The 14,830-nt window shown below is 36.1% G+C and carries 12 protein-coding genes; 8 read left to right on the top strand and 4 right to left on the bottom strand.

From position 1 onward, the window contains the following. Positions 1-14 precede the first annotated feature (14 nt). Positions 15-1,766 carry a PAS domain S-box protein gene (locus B5X51_RS02785; protein WP_079719335.1) on the top strand — a complete coding sequence of 584 codons (1,752 nt, stop codon included), beginning with the start codon at positions 15-17 and terminating at the stop codon, positions 1,764-1,766. A 23-nt stretch (positions 1,767-1,789) separates the two neighbouring features. Then, the gene (locus B5X51_RS02780; protein WP_079719334.1) at positions 1,790-2,194 is read left to right on the top strand and encodes a response regulator; all 405 of its coding nucleotides are present in this window, start codon (positions 1,790-1,792) and stop codon (positions 2,192-2,194) included. On the opposite strand, the gene B5X51_RS02775 is transcribed toward B5X51_RS02780, so the two are convergent. Together B5X51_RS02775 and B5X51_RS02770 are read right to left on the bottom strand one after the other, a co-directional pair. Beyond that, a complete protein-coding gene (locus tag B5X51_RS02775) occupies positions 2,191-3,267 on the bottom strand; it encodes an endonuclease/exonuclease/phosphatase family protein (protein ID WP_079719333.1) in 1,077 nt (358 codons plus the stop codon). The genes B5X51_RS02780 and B5X51_RS02775 overlap by 4 nt on opposite strands. An 11-nt stretch (positions 3,268-3,278) precedes the next feature. Then, entirely contained in the window at positions 3,279-4,094 is an 816-nt protein-coding gene (locus B5X51_RS02770) for a phosphatase PAP2 family protein (RefSeq protein WP_079719332.1), read from the bottom strand. A 186-nt stretch (positions 4,095-4,280) separates the two neighbouring features. Between B5X51_RS02770 and B5X51_RS02760 the strand changes: the two genes are divergently transcribed. From B5X51_RS02760 to thrC, 6 genes are all read left to right on the top strand, one after another. Beyond that, the gene (locus tag B5X51_RS02760; RefSeq protein WP_079719330.1) at positions 4,281-5,411 is read left to right on the top strand and encodes a vWA domain-containing protein; all 1,131 of its coding nucleotides are present in this window, start codon (positions 4,281-4,283) and stop codon (positions 5,409-5,411) included. Between the two features lie 78 nt (positions 5,412-5,489). Next, on the top strand, positions 5,490-5,858 hold the full coding sequence (locus B5X51_RS02755) for an endonuclease domain-containing protein (protein ID WP_079719667.1): 369 nt from the start codon (positions 5,490-5,492) through the stop codon (positions 5,856-5,858). Positions 5,859-5,939: 81 nt separating this feature from the next. Then, positions 5,940-7,403 (top strand): magnesium chelatase, encoded by a 1,464-nt coding sequence (locus B5X51_RS02750; RefSeq protein ID WP_079719329.1) that lies wholly within the window; start codon positions 5,940-5,942, stop codon positions 7,401-7,403. A 329-nt stretch (positions 7,404-7,732) separates the two neighbouring features. After that, on the top strand, positions 7,733-10,180 hold the full coding sequence (gene thrA / locus B5X51_RS02745; protein ID WP_079719328.1) for a bifunctional aspartate kinase/homoserine dehydrogenase I: 2,448 nt from the start codon (positions 7,733-7,735) through the stop codon (positions 10,178-10,180). 4 nt (positions 10,181-10,184) lie between these two features. Beyond that, a complete protein-coding gene (locus B5X51_RS02740; RefSeq protein ID WP_079719327.1) occupies positions 10,185-11,111 on the top strand; it encodes a homoserine kinase in 927 nt (308 codons plus the stop codon). Positions 11,112-11,203: 92 nt separating this feature from the next. After that, positions 11,204-12,499 (top strand): threonine synthase, encoded by a 1,296-nt coding sequence (thrC, locus tag B5X51_RS02735; protein ID WP_079719326.1) that lies wholly within the window; start codon positions 11,204-11,206, stop codon positions 12,497-12,499. A 236-nt stretch (positions 12,500-12,735) separates the two neighbouring features. Here the strand turns inward: thrC and B5X51_RS02730 are convergent, their stop codons facing one another. Both B5X51_RS02730 and B5X51_RS02725 read right to left on the bottom strand, forming a co-directional pair. After that, a complete protein-coding gene (locus B5X51_RS02730) occupies positions 12,736-13,233 on the bottom strand; it encodes a hypothetical protein (RefSeq protein ID WP_079719325.1) in 498 nt (165 codons plus the stop codon). Between the two features lie 63 nt (positions 13,234-13,296). Next, positions 13,297-14,781 carry a S10 family peptidase gene (locus tag B5X51_RS02725; protein ID WP_079719324.1) on the bottom strand — a complete coding sequence of 495 codons (1,485 nt, stop codon included), beginning with the start codon at positions 14,779-14,781 and terminating at the stop codon, positions 13,297-13,299. Positions 14,782-14,830 lie beyond the last annotated feature (49 nt).

Raw genomic sequence — 14,830 nt, 5'->3', positions numbered from 1 at the left:
TTTAATAATTTTAAATGAGAAAAAAGTCCGGGCAATTAAAAGTATTAGTTATAGAAGATAACCCTGGCGATTTTATTCTTATTGAAGATTATCTTTCTGAAGAACATACAGCCCTGGAAATACAGCATGCTGAGACCTTTAAAATAGCAAAGGAATTTCTTTCTTCTGCAAATTTCGATACCATATTATTAGATCTATCCCTCCCAGATATTAAAAATCCTGAGGTTCTTGTTAAGGAAATCCTGGCTTTATCTAATGGAGCACCAGTGGTAGTGCTTACAGGATATACAAATAAGAATTATGGTATGAAAACACTTTCCTGGGGTGTTTCCGATTATCTCCTTAAAGATGAAATTAATGCCTCAAACCTTTCAAAAAGTATCCATTATAGTATGGAACGAAAAAAGGTGCAACGGCAACTTTACGAATCTGAAGAAAAATACCGAACGCTTTTTGACTCCAGTCCATTACCTATGTGGGTTTTAGACCGTAATACCCTTGAGTTTTTAAATGTAAACCAGGCTGCAATAGAATTGTATGGTTATTCCAGGGAAGAGTTTATGCAAATGACGGTTAGAGATCTCTGGGTGGAGGATGAAGAGAGTATTGAAAAAACGGTAGAAAATAATTTACATGATTTCTTTTTTATAAAGGTGAAACATTTCACTAAGAATAGAGAAATGCTTTATATAGAGGTACAAAGCAATCCCATTTTGTTTGGCGGGCGTGAAGCACGTGTTACTCTGGCGCATAATATTACAGAAAAACTTAAGTCCGAAGAAAAATTAAGACATAGCCAGCAGCGATTCAAAGCTCTGGTGCAAGATGGAAGTGATGTAATAAGTATTTTAGATAAAAATTTTCATTATGCTTATATAAGTCCGAGTGCAAAGAATATTCTGGGTGTAAATCCAGAGCAACTGCAAGGGAGTAGTGCATTTCAGTTTATCCATAGAGAAGACCGTCCATATATAGAAGATAAGATTAAATTTATAGGAAAAGTGAAATCTTATCAACTACCTCCTTATAGGTATATAGATGGAAAAGGAAACTGGCGTTGGTTAGAAACAATTATAAGTGACTTAAGAGATGATCCCGCTGTAAATGGTTTAGTTGCTACATCAAGAGATATTACTCGCTTTAAAACTCAGGAGAAAGAGCTCAGGGAAAGTTTGGAGCGTTATGACATTGTGGCAAAAGCAACCACCGACTTAATTACCGATTACAATATTGAAAAAGACACATTTCAATTTAGCAATGCGATGTATGATATTTTTGGATATAACTCAGAAGAATTGGATACTTCTAGAGAATGGTGGAAAGAACGGCTGCATCCCGAGGATTACCAACGTGTAATTAATGCTACTGAGGAAATATTCACTAGTCAAAAAAAGCTACTGAATATTGAATATCGTTTTAAATGTGCCGATGGCAACTATAAATATATTCTGGATCGTAGTTATGTAATTACAGATGCAGAGGGCAAACCATCGCGAATCATTGGTTCTATTCAAGATATTACTGAGAGAAGAAAATATATTAATGCCATAGAACGCAGTAACGAAAGGCTTCGGGAAATTGCCTGGACACAATCTCATGTAGTTAGGGCGCCTTTAGCAAGAATTATGGGGCTAATAGATTTGCTGAAGAACCAAAGAAATAACCTTGATAATATTGAGGAAATTATAGATAATATCTTAAATTCGTCTGAAGAGCTTGATAAGGTAATTAGAAAAATCACTAATAAAACTGAAGAAGAATTTTAAGCTCCTGCCCTAAACCCTCTAGAATGCTTGAAGTAATTATTGTAGATGACGATAAAATTGTGGTTTTTATTCAACAAAAAATGATAACTAACCATGATATCGCTTCAAATCCTATTAGTTTTAGTAAAGCTGATGTTGCTTTAGATTACTTAAATGAACAGCGAAAAGAAAAGAAGAACTTTCTTATTTTTTTGGATATAAATATGCCTAATATGAATGGTTGGGACTTTCTAAACTATTTAGAAAACCATGAAGAAAAATCTAATTATCATGTGGTAATGGTTACCTCTTCAATTAATAGTAAGGATAAAAAAGAAGCTGAAAAATATAGTATGGTTCGCGCTTTTATTGAAAAACCTATAGCCTCTTCAGATTGTGAAAAAATTAAAGAAATTCCAGAAATAAGTCATTTTTTTGAGCGAGTTTAAACACCTTTTTCCCGGGGTTTAGCATCATCAATCTTTTCCTGAGCCCAATCTTTTTCCTCTTCTTCAGCTTCCGGTTTATTTTGTTCCAGTTCCGCTTTTCGCTCAAAATTTAATTTAATATACATAGGAAAATGATCTGAACCTATATGTTTTTCCCTGGCAATATCTACCAGGGTAAAATCGTTGCTATGAAAAACATGGTCAAGTGGCCATCTAAAAAAGCGATAATCGGCGTGGAAAGTATTAAAAAAACCTCTCCCAATCCTGGGATCCATTAATCCACTCATTTCTTGAAATAACCTGGTAGTTCTAGACCAGGCAACATCATTTAAATCTCCAAACACCAAAACACTATCATCTTGCTTTCTTACATCTCTTCCCAGCATCAGTAACTCGGCATCTCGGTTAGTAGAAGTCTCGGCTTCAGAAGGGCTGGGCGGCCTGGGATGCATACAATGAATCCTAATTTTTGAGTTATCATCTAAACGCACAAACCCGTGAATAGAAGGAATATCGTCTTTTACTAAATATCTAATTTCGGTTTCTTCTAATTTCAGTTTAGAGTATAAATGCATTCCGTAGAGATTATCCTGGGGTACTTTTATACGATATTTATAATCTTTTTCCAGGTCTTTAAGCGCCTCTTCCCATTTCTCATCAGATTCCAGGGTTAGTAACATATCCGGTTGCCTTCTGTTTACAATTTCAAGAAGTTTATGATAGTCTTTATTTGGTGTAAGAACATTGCTTACAAGGATCGAGATATTATCTGTAGAATCTCCATCTTCAAATTTCATCACCTCTTTTTTTGCGAACCAGGTATAAGGATAAATTTTATCCAATTGGTATATCAAACTTATAATTAGTAGGACTATAGCGATAAAATGAATTACTTCAGAAAAATCAAAAACAATAACAGCTACAATAATTATCAGGCCTATAAGTATGGAAATTTGAAGACGCGGAAAATCGAAAGCGCGAACCCACCATTTATCAAAACGTGTTGCAGATGCTAAGCTTGGAATTAAAAAAATTGCGCAAGCCACCAGCATTATTATTTCTGAAATTTCCATAAAGAATTTGCTTAGAATTTATAAGTAAGGGCAAGCCCCTTAGTATTTATGCCTGTGCCGTTTACATTAAAATTGGCAGTGGGATAAAGATCAATATTTTCATTATCTTTTTTATGTAATTCAGGAATTAAAATACCACTAGCAGCTCCTACTATAAATCCGGCAATATTATCGGTTAAAAAGTGCTTTCCGGCTTTGGTTCTCAAATATCCCATTAATGCCGATATTCCTACAGCACCTCCCCATAAATAAGGAACAGCCTTAGAATCTGGATGAAAATCATTAAAAACCTTGGCAGCGAAAAAAGTTCCTGCAGCGGCTACCGCAGTATGTCCCGCTATAAAAGAACGTTGGGCACCACCTTCTATACGTGTACCTAAAGGGAGGTCTTTGTTATAAACAAGAGGTCTGCTTTTGTCTATTAAGCCCGCCGTCATGGTATAGAAGATTCCTGTAGTTGCCATGGTTTCCACAAATAAGACGCTTATTTGGCCAAAATTCTTTCTTTCGGCTTTACCCGGTAAAAAGACCAGGGGCATTCCTAAAGCAGCATAAAATGGAATATAACTCACCGCATCTGCTTCTTCAGAGTAATTTCCGGCTGCCCAACGATCTATTTCCCAGATATCGTTTTTATTGAGTTTTTGAAGTTCAGTTTCTGTTAATGCCTCCTTATTTTGAATAAAAGTGAATCCTAAGATATTTATGCCAACAGCACCGGCAATATATAAGCCATCTTTCCAACCATTGGTCTCGTAGGGAGAATCTTGAGCATACGTGTTAAAAAACAAGCCCAGACAAAAAATGCTTAAAAATATTCTTTTCATTTTCTAAAATATGTTTTGTGACTTTCAAATCTCTGAACTCTATAGTAATTGTTGAAGTATTTAAGAAAAGAATAACAATATAGACCTGAAATCTAATGATCACCAATTTGTAGATTAACATAAGTTTAATTCCTGTTGCAGCTAAAGATTTTCCAATTCTACCCAAAATACTGTAATTTTAAGATTATGAAGAAGAAAGATTACAGACAGGGCAGCGGATTTGTTTTTAATAAGTTTGAAGCACCTGAAAAATCGCCATTTGATAGATTATTTGAGGTTTTTAAAGAATTGATAATACATACTTCAGGTGATTTAGATGAAGCTTTAGATTGGTTAAAACAGCTTGATGAAGAATATAAATTAAGCACCGAGGATTATACACTAGATGATTTTGTTGAAGACCTTAAAAAGAAGGGCTATATCAAAGAAGAAAGTGATGATAAAGGTGGCGGAATGGCAATTACAGCCAAAACCGAGCGAGCCATTAGAAAACAGGCTCTAGACCAAATTTTTGGAAACTTAAAGAAAAGTGCTTCCGGTAGCCATAGAACCAATCATGTAGGCAGGGGAGATGAGCATACCGGCGATTTTAAAGCATTTCAATTTGGGGATTCACCCGATAAAATTTCGGTTACCGAAAGCCTGCGTAATGCTCAAATTAATCACGGAATTGGAGATTTTAATATGACCGAAGAAGATTTGGTGGTAGAAGAAACCCATTATAAATCCCGAATGAGTACCGTTTTAATGATAGACCTTAGCCATAGTATGATACTTTATGGCGAAGACCGTATTACTCCTGCCAAAAAAGTGGCTATGGCATTAGCTGAATTAATTACCACAAGGTATCCAAAAGACAGCCTGGATATTATTGTTTTTGGTAACGATGCCTGGCCGGTCTCTATTGCAGATCTCCCGTATTTAAAAGTCGGTCCTTATCACACGAACACTGTAGCCGGTTTAAAATTAGCTATGGATATTTTAAGAAGGAAACGAAGTACCAATCGCCAGATTTTTATGATTACCGATGGGAAACCTAGTTGCCTGAGAGAGCGAGATGGTTCTTATTATAAAAACAGTATGGGATTGGATCCTTATATTCTTGGAAAATGTTATACAATGGCGCGGCAGGCGCGTAAATTACATATTCCCATTACTACTTTTATGATTGCACAAGATCCATATTTAATGCAATTTGTTAGGGAGTTTACCTATGCAAATCAGGGGAAAGCTTTTTACACCGGTCTTAAAGGTTTAGGTGAAATGATTTTTGAAGATTACGAAACTAATAGGAAAAAGAGAATTAGAGGGAATTAATAAAATCAAACTCCCCTTTTTTGGTTTGCAACCAAAACTTCCCCTCTTTTACCAAAGAGGGAGCAATTGAAAAGGATGATGTTGAAAGGACAAATTCACACGCGCAAAGAATTAAAGGAATACCGTAGGTTCCTAAGGGGAAACATGACTGGGGCTGAAGCTTTTCTGTGGAACTGTTTAAAAGCCAAAAGACTTGAAGGAAGGAGATTCACAAGACAACATAGTATCGGAAATTATATTGTAGATTTTTATTGTGCTTCAGAAAAATTAATTGTTGAATTGAATGGTGAAGTACACACAAACAGCGTTGCCGAAGAAAAAGATTTAAAACGTACTAAATATTTAGAAGGTTTAGGTTATAAAGTTCTCCGTTTTGAAAATAAAATGGTATTTGATTTCCTACCTTCAGTATTAAAGGATATTACAGATAATTTTAAAAATAAATAAAGCTCCTCCCTTTTAAAAATGGAGGTGGCTGGATTTCGTAGAAATTCAGTCGGAGGGTTGAATGAGAAATAAAATAAAAATATGAAAATAGAAAGTATAAATACACTAGGCGAATTAAAGAAATCCGGATACAAAAGTCGGAGTATTAAAGAAGAGCTTAGAGAAAATTTAATTGAGAAAATCAAGAAAAATGAACCAACTTTCCCTGGAATTCATGGTTATGAAGATAGCGTGATTCCAGAAATGGAAAGAGCCATTTTATCACGCCACAATATCAATTTACTGGGTTTGAGAGGCCAAGCAAAAACTAGATTAGCTCGTTTAATGGTTAACTTGCTTGATGAATATATGCCGGTTGTAAAGGGCTCAGAGATTAATGACGATCCTTTAAATCCAATTTCGCGATACGCCAGGGAATTGGTGAAAGAGAAGGGAGAAGAAACTCCAATAGATTGGGTGCATAGAGAAGAGCGATTTTTTGAAAAATTAGCTACTCCAGATGTGACGGTAGCCGATTTAATAGGAGATGTAGATCCAATTAAAGCTGCAAATTTAAAATTGAGTTATGCCGATGACCGTGTAATTCACTTTGGGATGATTCCCCGTGCTAATAGAAGTATTTTTGTGATTAATGAGCTGCCAGATTTACAAGCAAGAATCCAGGTGGCCTTATTCAACATTCTCCAGGAGGGGGATATCCAAATCCGCGGATTTAAACTAAGGTTACCTCTAGACTTGCAATTTGTATTTACTGCAAATCCCGAAGATTATACCAATAGAGGTAGTATTGTAACTCCGCTAAAAGACCGGATTGGGTCTCAAATTCTAACCCATTATCCTGATAATATTGAAACTGCTAAAACTATTACCGCTCAGGAAGCTAAACTTGATAAAAGGCAAAGTGAGTTGGTTTACGTTCCCGAACTGGCTAAAGATCTTCTTGAACAAATTAGCTTTGAAGCCCGGGAAAGTGAATTTATAGATGAAAAAAGCGGAATTAGCGCCAGGTTAAGTATAACAGCTTACGAGAATCTATTAAGCACCGCAGAAAGAAGATCACTTAAATCTGGAGATAACGAAACCCTATTGAGATTTGGCGATTTTCTTGGCGTTGTACCGTCAATTACCGGAAAGGTAGAACTTGTATACGAAGGGGAAGAAGAAGGGGCTGCCAGTGTAGCTTTACAATTAATTGGAGATGCAGTAAAAACTTTATTTCCGCAGTATTTTCCTAAAATAGAAAAATTACAAAGACCAGACGAAACCACGCCCTATGATGATTTGGTTGAATGGTTTTTTGAACAAAGTGGTTTCGAGTTACCCGATGATCTCTCAGATGCAGAATACAAACAAAAACTTGATTCGGTAAAGCCTTTAAATGACCTTATAAAAAAATACCATCCGGAAATTTCAGGGAAGGAAAGTTACTTTTTAAAGGAATTTTTACTTTGGGCTTTAGTAGAATTTAAAAAATTGAGCAAACATAGGTTTGCCAAAGGCGTTCAATTTAAAGACCTCTACGGAAGTTATATAAGTGATCTTTAAGTATTTAATAATTCATCTCAAAAAAATCCCGATTAATTTAATAATCGGGATTTTTTTTGTTGAATAAGAAGAAATTCATAATTCTTTCTCTAAAGTGTAAATTTTATTTGTGTTACCCCTTAAAATATATACTTTTAACATCAGAATAAAGTCAAAAATGAAGATTACAGAAAACATTCATTTCAACATTGCAACAGGCATTTTTAGCTTGGGCATTTTTGGCGCTACTATTATTCGTATTACCCCTTTTGGGGTATAATTCTACATAGCACTTCTGTACACACCTGTTTTTTAAAAACACAATCATTCTAATTTAACCAATTTGACTTATGAAAGTCCTTAAATTCGGAGGTACCTCTTTGGCATCTCCAGAGCGCATAAAACTCGTAGCTAAAACAGTTCAAAAACATCTAAAAAAAGATAAGACTCTGGTAGTTTTTTCTGCATTTGGAGGGGTGACCAACAATTTGCTGAAAATGGCAGATCTGGCTTCTAATGAAGATCTTGCATATAAAGATTTGCTCGTTGAAAACGAAAAACGCCATCTTCAAGCTGTAAAAGAATTAATTCCTGTACAAGCCCAAAGTAGTATTTTAAGCAAAGTAAAAACCGAGCTTAATCGCCTGGAAACGCTTTATGAAGGGGTTTATTTGCTAAACGAGCTTTCCAATAAAACTCGACATGTAGTTTCAGGATTTGGTGAGATTTTATCTTCAATAATTATTGCCGAATATTTTAAAAATTTGGGTGTAAACTCGCAATATGTAGATTCTAGAGAATTAATTGTTTGTAAAAACACCAACGAAAAAGTTCAGGTTAATTATCAATTAACATATAATAATATAGATAGGTATTTTACTGAGAATGATGCGTCTTTGTATATAGTTCCTGGTTTTGTCTCCAGAAATGAACAAGGTGTGCCAAGTACCCTGGGGCGTGGCGGATCAGATTTTACTGCTGCTTTGTTTGGTGCAGCTTTAGCTGTAAAAGAGGTGTTTATCTATACCGATGTGAACGGAATGTACACAGCCAACCCTCAAATTGTGCCACACGCTTACCCTTTAAAAGATATCTCTTATCAGGAAGCGATGGAACTGTCGCATTTTGGAGCTAAAGTACTTTATCCGCCAACCTTGCAGCCCTTGCTGGATAAGCAAATAAGTATTCGAATTAAAAATACTTTTAAACCTGATGAAGATGGAACCTTAATCTCCAGGTCTTCAGAAAAGAATTTCCGTTGGGTTACCGGGATTACTCATATAGATTCTATAAAGCTGTTAAATATTGAAGGAAGTGGAATGGTTGGTATTCCCGGCTTTTCCAAACGCTTTTTTGAGGTTCTTTTTCAGGAAAATATCAATGTGGTTTTAATTACCCAGGCTTCTTCAGAACACAGTATTTGTATTGCCGTTAAAGACGATGAAGCTCAATTAGCTAAAGAAGCTTTAGATGAAGCTTTTGAGGTTGAAATTGAATATAAAAAAATTAAACCGGTAACAATCGAAGAGAATGTAGCCATTGTTGCACTGGTTGGTGATAGAATGAAAAGTCATCACGGTTTAAGCGGAAAAATGTTTAGTTCTTTAGGGAATAATAATATTAATATTCGCGCAATCGCCCAGGGGTCTTCAGAAAGAAATATTTCGGCAGTCATCGCTAAAAAAGATGTAAAAAAAGCGCTGAATACTTTGCATGAACAATTCTTTGAAGTGCCATCTAAGGAACTAAACTTGTTTATTACCGGTGTCGGAAATGTAGGTAGTAAACTATTAAATCAATTAAAAAAGCAGGAACAATTCCTTTTGGAAAATCTAAGGTTGAAAGTTCGCGTACACGGACTTTCAAATTCAAGAAAAATGCTTTTTGATGAAAATGGAATTGATTTACAGAATTGGGAAGAAGCACTGGAAAAAGGAGAGAAAGCCGATAAAGCTGAATTCTTTAAAAAGGTAAATGCATTTAATCTGCGAAATAGCATTTTTATAGATAACACGGCAAGTGCCTCCATTTCTGCCTGGTATAAAGAGTACCTTGCGAATTCGGTTTCTGTTGTTACCTGTAATAAAATTGCCTGTGCAGATAGTTTTGAAAATTACCAGGAACTGCAAAACCTGGCTCGGGAGTATGGTGCATCTTTTCTTTATGAAACCAATGTTGGGGCCGGCTTACCAATTATAGACACCCTTAAAAATTTGGTCGCTTCTGGAGATAGGATTACCAAGATTCAGGCGGTACTTTCAGGCAGTTTAAACTTTGTGTTCAATACGTATAAAGGGAAAGAGCCATTTTATAAAACTGTAGAAATGGCCATGGAAGAAGGCTATACAGAACCAGATCCTAAAATAGATTTGAGTGGAGTAGATGTAGCGCGTAAAATTTTAATTCTTGCTCGTGAATGCGGTTATGATATGGAATTGGAAGATATTGAAAGTGAAGATTTCCTATCGGAAGAGAGTTTGGCAACCACTAATAACGATGACTTTTTTGAATTGCTGAAGAAAGACGAACCAAAATTTCAGGAGATATATAAAGCTGCTGAAGAAAAATCTGAGCAACTCAAATATGTAGCGCAATTGGAAGATGGGAAAGCTGTAGTAGGTTTACAATCTGTAGGTTCCCAGCATCCCTTTTATAATTTGAGCGGTAGCGATAATATAGTATTGTTTTTTACAGAACGCTACCCAGAACAACCTTTAATTGTAAAAGGTGCAGGTGCCGGAGCTGAGGTTACTGCTTCAGGGATCTTTGCTGATGTGATAAGAATAGGAAAAAAGTAGAGCTATGGATAAAATAAAACTTTTTGCTCCGGCAACAGTAGCAAACCTTTCTTGCGGATTTGATGTTCTTGGATGTTGTTTAGATGGGGTTGGAGATGAGATGATTATTTCTAAGAACTCGGCAAAGAAGCTTAGAATAACTAAAATTACAGGTCAGGATTTACCCCTGGAAGTTGATAAAAATGTGGCTGGGGTTTCTGCCGAAGCTTTATTAAATGCATTAGGTGAAAACCAGGGCTTTGATATAGAAATAAAGAAAAATATTAAAGCAGGCAGCGGAATTGGAAGTAGTGCGGCTAGTGCTGCTGGAGCCGTTTTTGGGATCAATAAATTGCTGGGAGAACCTTTTTCAACAAATGAATTGATAAAGTTTGCCATGGAAGGGGAACGTCTTGCCAGTGGAAATGCTCACGCCGATAATGTTGCGCCAGCCTTACTGGGAGATTTCAGCCTTGTAAAAAGCTATGAGCCTCTGGAAATATTGAGCTTACCTAGTTTGCCGGAATTACGAATATTGGTTTTGCATCCTTTAATTGAGCTTAAAACAAGGGATTCTCGTTCTATTATAAGGCAGAATGTAGCATTGACCAAGGCGATTAGCCAATGGGGAAACCTGGCCGCGCTGGTAAGTGCGCTTTATACCCAGGATTACGAACTCTTAGGGAGAAGTTTGAAAGATGAAATCATTGAGCCGGTAAGATCTATTTTGATTCCTTATTTCGATGAGCTTAAAGCTTTAGCTTCAGCAAATGGAGCACTGGGTTTTGGGATTTCAGGTTCGGGCCCTTCGGTTTTTGCCATGTGTAAAGGAGATGTGGTTGCTCAAAAAGTAAAAACCGAATTCCAGGAGTTTTATCAGGATAAAAATATAGATTTCGACCTGCATTTATCTAAAATCAATTCAGAAGGAATAAAAATATTAGCACAATAAAATCAGCAAGATGCTGAACCTAACAATTAGTAACAAACATGGCTTGAGTATTAGTCGGGTCTAATGCTATTGGGGGATAAAATTATAAATAGATGAAATATTTTAGTTTAAACGATAAAAACCATAAAGTTTCTTTTGAAAGTGCTGTGGTTAAAGGTCTTGCACCCGGAAAAGCCCTCTACTTTCCCGAGGAAATTCCAGCATTACCTAAAGAATTTTTTCAGAACCTGGATAAACTTTCTAAAGAGGAAATTGCTTATAAAACCATACAAAGTTTTGTAGGAAAAGAAATTGAAAAAGATGGACTTCAGGAAATTCTAAAAAAAACACTGGATTTCGAATTTCCGGTAGTGCCAATTTCAGAAAATACCGGAACCCTGGAACTTTTTCATGGTCCCACTTTGGCCTTTAAAGATGTAGGTGCGGGATTTATGGCCGGTTGCCTTGGGCATTTTGTGAAGAAGGGAAATCTTGGGAAAATCACCGTTTTGGTAGCGACTTCAGGGGATACCGGTGGAGCAGTGGCTAACGGATTTCTGGGAGTAGAAGGTATAGATGTGGTGATCTTATATCCTAAAGGAAAAGTGAGTGAAATTCAGGAAAAACAGCTTACTACTTTGGGGCAAAATATCACGGCCCTGGAAGTAAATGGCAATTTTGACGATTGTCAGGATATGGTGAAAAAAGCCTTTTCCGATTCAGAAATAAGTGAAAAACGACAATTAACTTCGGCGAATTCTATTAATGTAGCCAGATGGTTACCGCAAATGTTTTATTACTTTTTTGCATATAAGCAATTAGCTGAAAAGCGGGAAAAACTGGTTTTCTCGGTGCCTAGTGGGAACTTTGGAAATATTTGTGCCGGGATGCTGGCTAAAAAGATGGGCTTGCCCATAGCTCATTTTATCGCTTCCAATAACGAAAATAATGTGGTGACGCGCTATTTGCAATCTAAAGAATACGCTCCAAAACCAAGCATACAAACCATCTCTAACGCGATGGATGTTGGGAATCCTAGCAATTTTGTGCGGATACTGGAATTGTTTGAGAATGAATTTGATTCGCTATCACAACAACTTTCTTCTTTTAGTTATTCAGATGAAGAAACGCGAAAGGCAATTAAAGAGGTTAGAAATAACTATAATTATACTATGGATCCGCACGGTGCTGTGGGGTATTTAGGACTTCAGCAATTTTTAGCTGAAAACCCTGGATATTATGGTACATTTTTAGAAACTGCACACCCGGTGAAATTCCTTGAAACGGTAGAGGGAGTAATAGCAGAAAAGGTGAAAATTCCAGCTTCAATTAAAGAAGCGATGAATAAAGAAAAAAAATCTATCGAAATTTCAGATTATACTGAATTGAAGGAGTATTTAATGAATTAGTTTGATGCAATTGTTTGGGAAGTCTTTTCAATGCAACATCACCCTGAACTCGTTTCAGGGTCTAACATGTTAGATAAAGATAATATCAACTTAGATTCTGAAATAAATTCAGAATGACGGGCATTAAAAGTTTAAAAGACTTCCCAAACATTTATAAATTAATACTTTGCAGGAGCACCTTCTCCCGGCAAGGATGTTCTATGATGGGGTTTTAATAAAAATTGCTTTTTCTTTTATTAATTTTTTTTCACCCGTTTAAGATTTAACTCTCCAATGCAATTTTCATAAGGTCCACAGGGATCAAAATCAAATAATAATTCATCGTTATTTATTGAAAAATTAAAGCTCCAATCCACATCCTGGTCAATTAAAACTAAATCTGCACTATCAACAAGTTGTGAAGCCTCAATATCAGAGTTGTATTGATTATAATTTAAATTCATTCGGTTCCCTTTTATAAAAAAACTACCTTCAGAATGAGATCGATAGCCAATAATATTGTCTGTATCGGAATTTCTAACAAAAGAGAAACTTTCAAAAGTAGAATCGTCTAGAAATTTATACTGTAGTACAAAATCATAATTTCCCTTTTCAAGTTCGAGATAAATTTCCGCGGATATATCGCTAGATTTTTCCCAAACTCCCACAATATCTTTTATGTTAGTCCTAACTTCATCATCAGAAGAGCAGGATACTAAAAGAAAAACATTTAAAATAAAAAATAATCTTTTCATAATAAGTTTACAAGGTTTTTACTTATTAGATGCAAATACCTTAAAAAGGTTGCGCGAGAATTATTAATACTTTGCAGGAGCACCTTCTTCAGGGAGGCTGTTTTCTATAAATTCCCGAATATCTTCATTGGCATTTTTAAGGTCTTCGGCTCTCAAATACATCATGTGGCCGCTTTCATAACCTTTAAAACTTAAACGGTCTTTCATTTTTCCACTTGGGTCTAATTGCCACATGGTATATTTTGCGTTAAAATAGGTAGTAGCTCCATCAAAATACCCCGATTGTACCAGTACATCCAGGTTTGGGTTTTGGGCCATTGCCTGTCTTAGGTTTTCACCGGTGTTGTTCCCACTGCGATCCCAGGGATGTACAGGCCCGAACATAAAGTACTTAAGATCGGTTTCAAAGTTAAGATCGTTACGTAAATAATGATTAATTGCCGGGGTGAATGAATGCAACCAGGAAGTTAGTTCAGCATTATAATCTGGGGAATCTCCGGCTTCTTTAGCATCTATTCCCAAATACCTGGAATCCAGTCTACCCACGGTAACACCATCTTTTCTTTTTAATTCTTTCCAAAAATAGCGAAAACCAACATCAAGGTTATTTTGAAGAATTACTTGCTTAGAAATTCCGGAATAATAGGCCATTTTTTCTGCTGCAGCTTCTTTTTTTGTAGTTTCGGTAAAACCTCCTTTTACAAGTACGGGTGTTAACTCATTGATAGTATAATCTTCCACCTCTTCCACCAGGTCTTCTAATTCTTTATTCTGAAGTTCTGCCGGTAAAGCATCGTGATACCAGGCTGCTGCGGCAAAATAAGGCAGTCTGTTTGCGATTTCTACAGGGCCATCTCGCTTAATTCCCAATTCGGTAGGAGAAACTAAAATCACTCCGTTAAGGTACATCCACTGACTGTTTTGGAGTTCTAAAGCCAATCCTGAAACACGGGTGGTGCCATAGCTTTCGCCAATAAGATATTTAGGTGATAACCATCGGTTATTTCGGTTTACAAAAGTATTTAACCATTCGGCTAAATATTTAATATCTGCATCTACGCCAAAGAATTTTGCTTTATTTACTTTTCCCTCCTCATCAGGAATAGGGCGGGAAAAACCTGTATTTACGGGATTTACATAAACTATATCAGCAACATCTAAAATAGAATGCGGGTTTTCTTTAATTCCGTAAGGTTGAATAGGGAATCCTTCGTCGTCAATTTTTAAAACTCTGGGGCCGGTATAAGCAATATGCATCCAAACCGAAGCCGATCCCGGCCCGCCATTAAATGAAATTACAAGTGGGCGATTTTTAATATCTTTTATATTGCTTCTTTTATAATAGGTATAAAAAAGGCTGGCAATAGGCTCACCCTCACTATTCCAAAGCGGTTGCATTCCCGTGGTAGCCGTATAGTCTATATTTTTTGAATTAATACTAACCGAATGCTTGGTCGTAACCGTGGTATCTACAGGAATTTCAACTTTCTGGCTCCAGGCTGTTGCTATAAAAACAAGTAAAAATAGGGGGGTAAGAATATTTTTCATTTGGTCTAATTTTTTAGAACTGAAAATATACACTGAAATGCACAATTCC

This window comes from Salegentibacter holothuriorum, from assembly GCF_900168045.1.
In the GTDB taxonomy this organism is placed as follows: Bacteria; Bacteroidota; Bacteroidia; order Flavobacteriales; family Flavobacteriaceae; genus Salegentibacter; species Salegentibacter holothuriorum.
The sequence above is the reverse complement of the archived record's forward strand: the minus strand, read 5'-3'. Positions and strand labels throughout refer to the sequence as shown.

Excerpts from the sequence above, each read along its gene's own strand:
- B5X51_RS02760 (WP_079719330.1), top strand. The coding sequence starts at position 4,281 with ATGAAGAAGAAAGATTACAGACAGGGCAGCGGATTTGTTTTTAATAAG.
- B5X51_RS02780 (WP_079719334.1), top strand. The coding sequence starts at position 1,790 with ATGCTTGAAGTAATTATTGTAGATGACGATAAAATTGTGGTTTTTATT.
- B5X51_RS02750 (WP_079719329.1), top strand. The coding sequence starts at position 5,940 with ATGAAAATAGAAAGTATAAATACACTAGGCGAATTAAAGAAATCCGGA.
- thrC (WP_079719326.1), top strand. The coding sequence starts at position 11,204 with ATGAAATATTTTAGTTTAAACGATAAAAACCATAAAGTTTCTTTTGAA.
- B5X51_RS02740 (WP_079719327.1), top strand. The coding sequence starts at position 10,185 with ATGGATAAAATAAAACTTTTTGCTCCGGCAACAGTAGCAAACCTTTCT.
- B5X51_RS02775 (WP_079719333.1), bottom strand. The coding sequence starts at position 3,267 with ATGGAAATTTCAGAAATAATAATGCTGGTGGCTTGCGCAATTTTTTTA.
- B5X51_RS02755 (WP_079719667.1), top strand. The coding sequence starts at position 5,490 with ATGTTGAAAGGACAAATTCACACGCGCAAAGAATTAAAGGAATACCGT.
- B5X51_RS02730 (WP_079719325.1), bottom strand. The coding sequence starts at position 13,233 with ATGAAAAGATTATTTTTTATTTTAAATGTTTTTCTTTTAGTATCCTGC.
- B5X51_RS02770 (WP_079719332.1), bottom strand. The coding sequence starts at position 4,094 with ATGAAAAGAATATTTTTAAGCATTTTTTGTCTGGGCTTGTTTTTTAAC.
- thrA (WP_079719328.1), top strand. The coding sequence starts at position 7,733 with ATGAAAGTCCTTAAATTCGGAGGTACCTCTTTGGCATCTCCAGAGCGC.
- B5X51_RS02785 (WP_079719335.1), top strand. The coding sequence starts at position 15 with ATGAGAAAAAAGTCCGGGCAATTAAAAGTATTAGTTATAGAAGATAAC.
- B5X51_RS02725 (WP_079719324.1), bottom strand. The coding sequence starts at position 14,781 with ATGAAAAATATTCTTACCCCCCTATTTTTACTTGTTTTTATAGCAACA.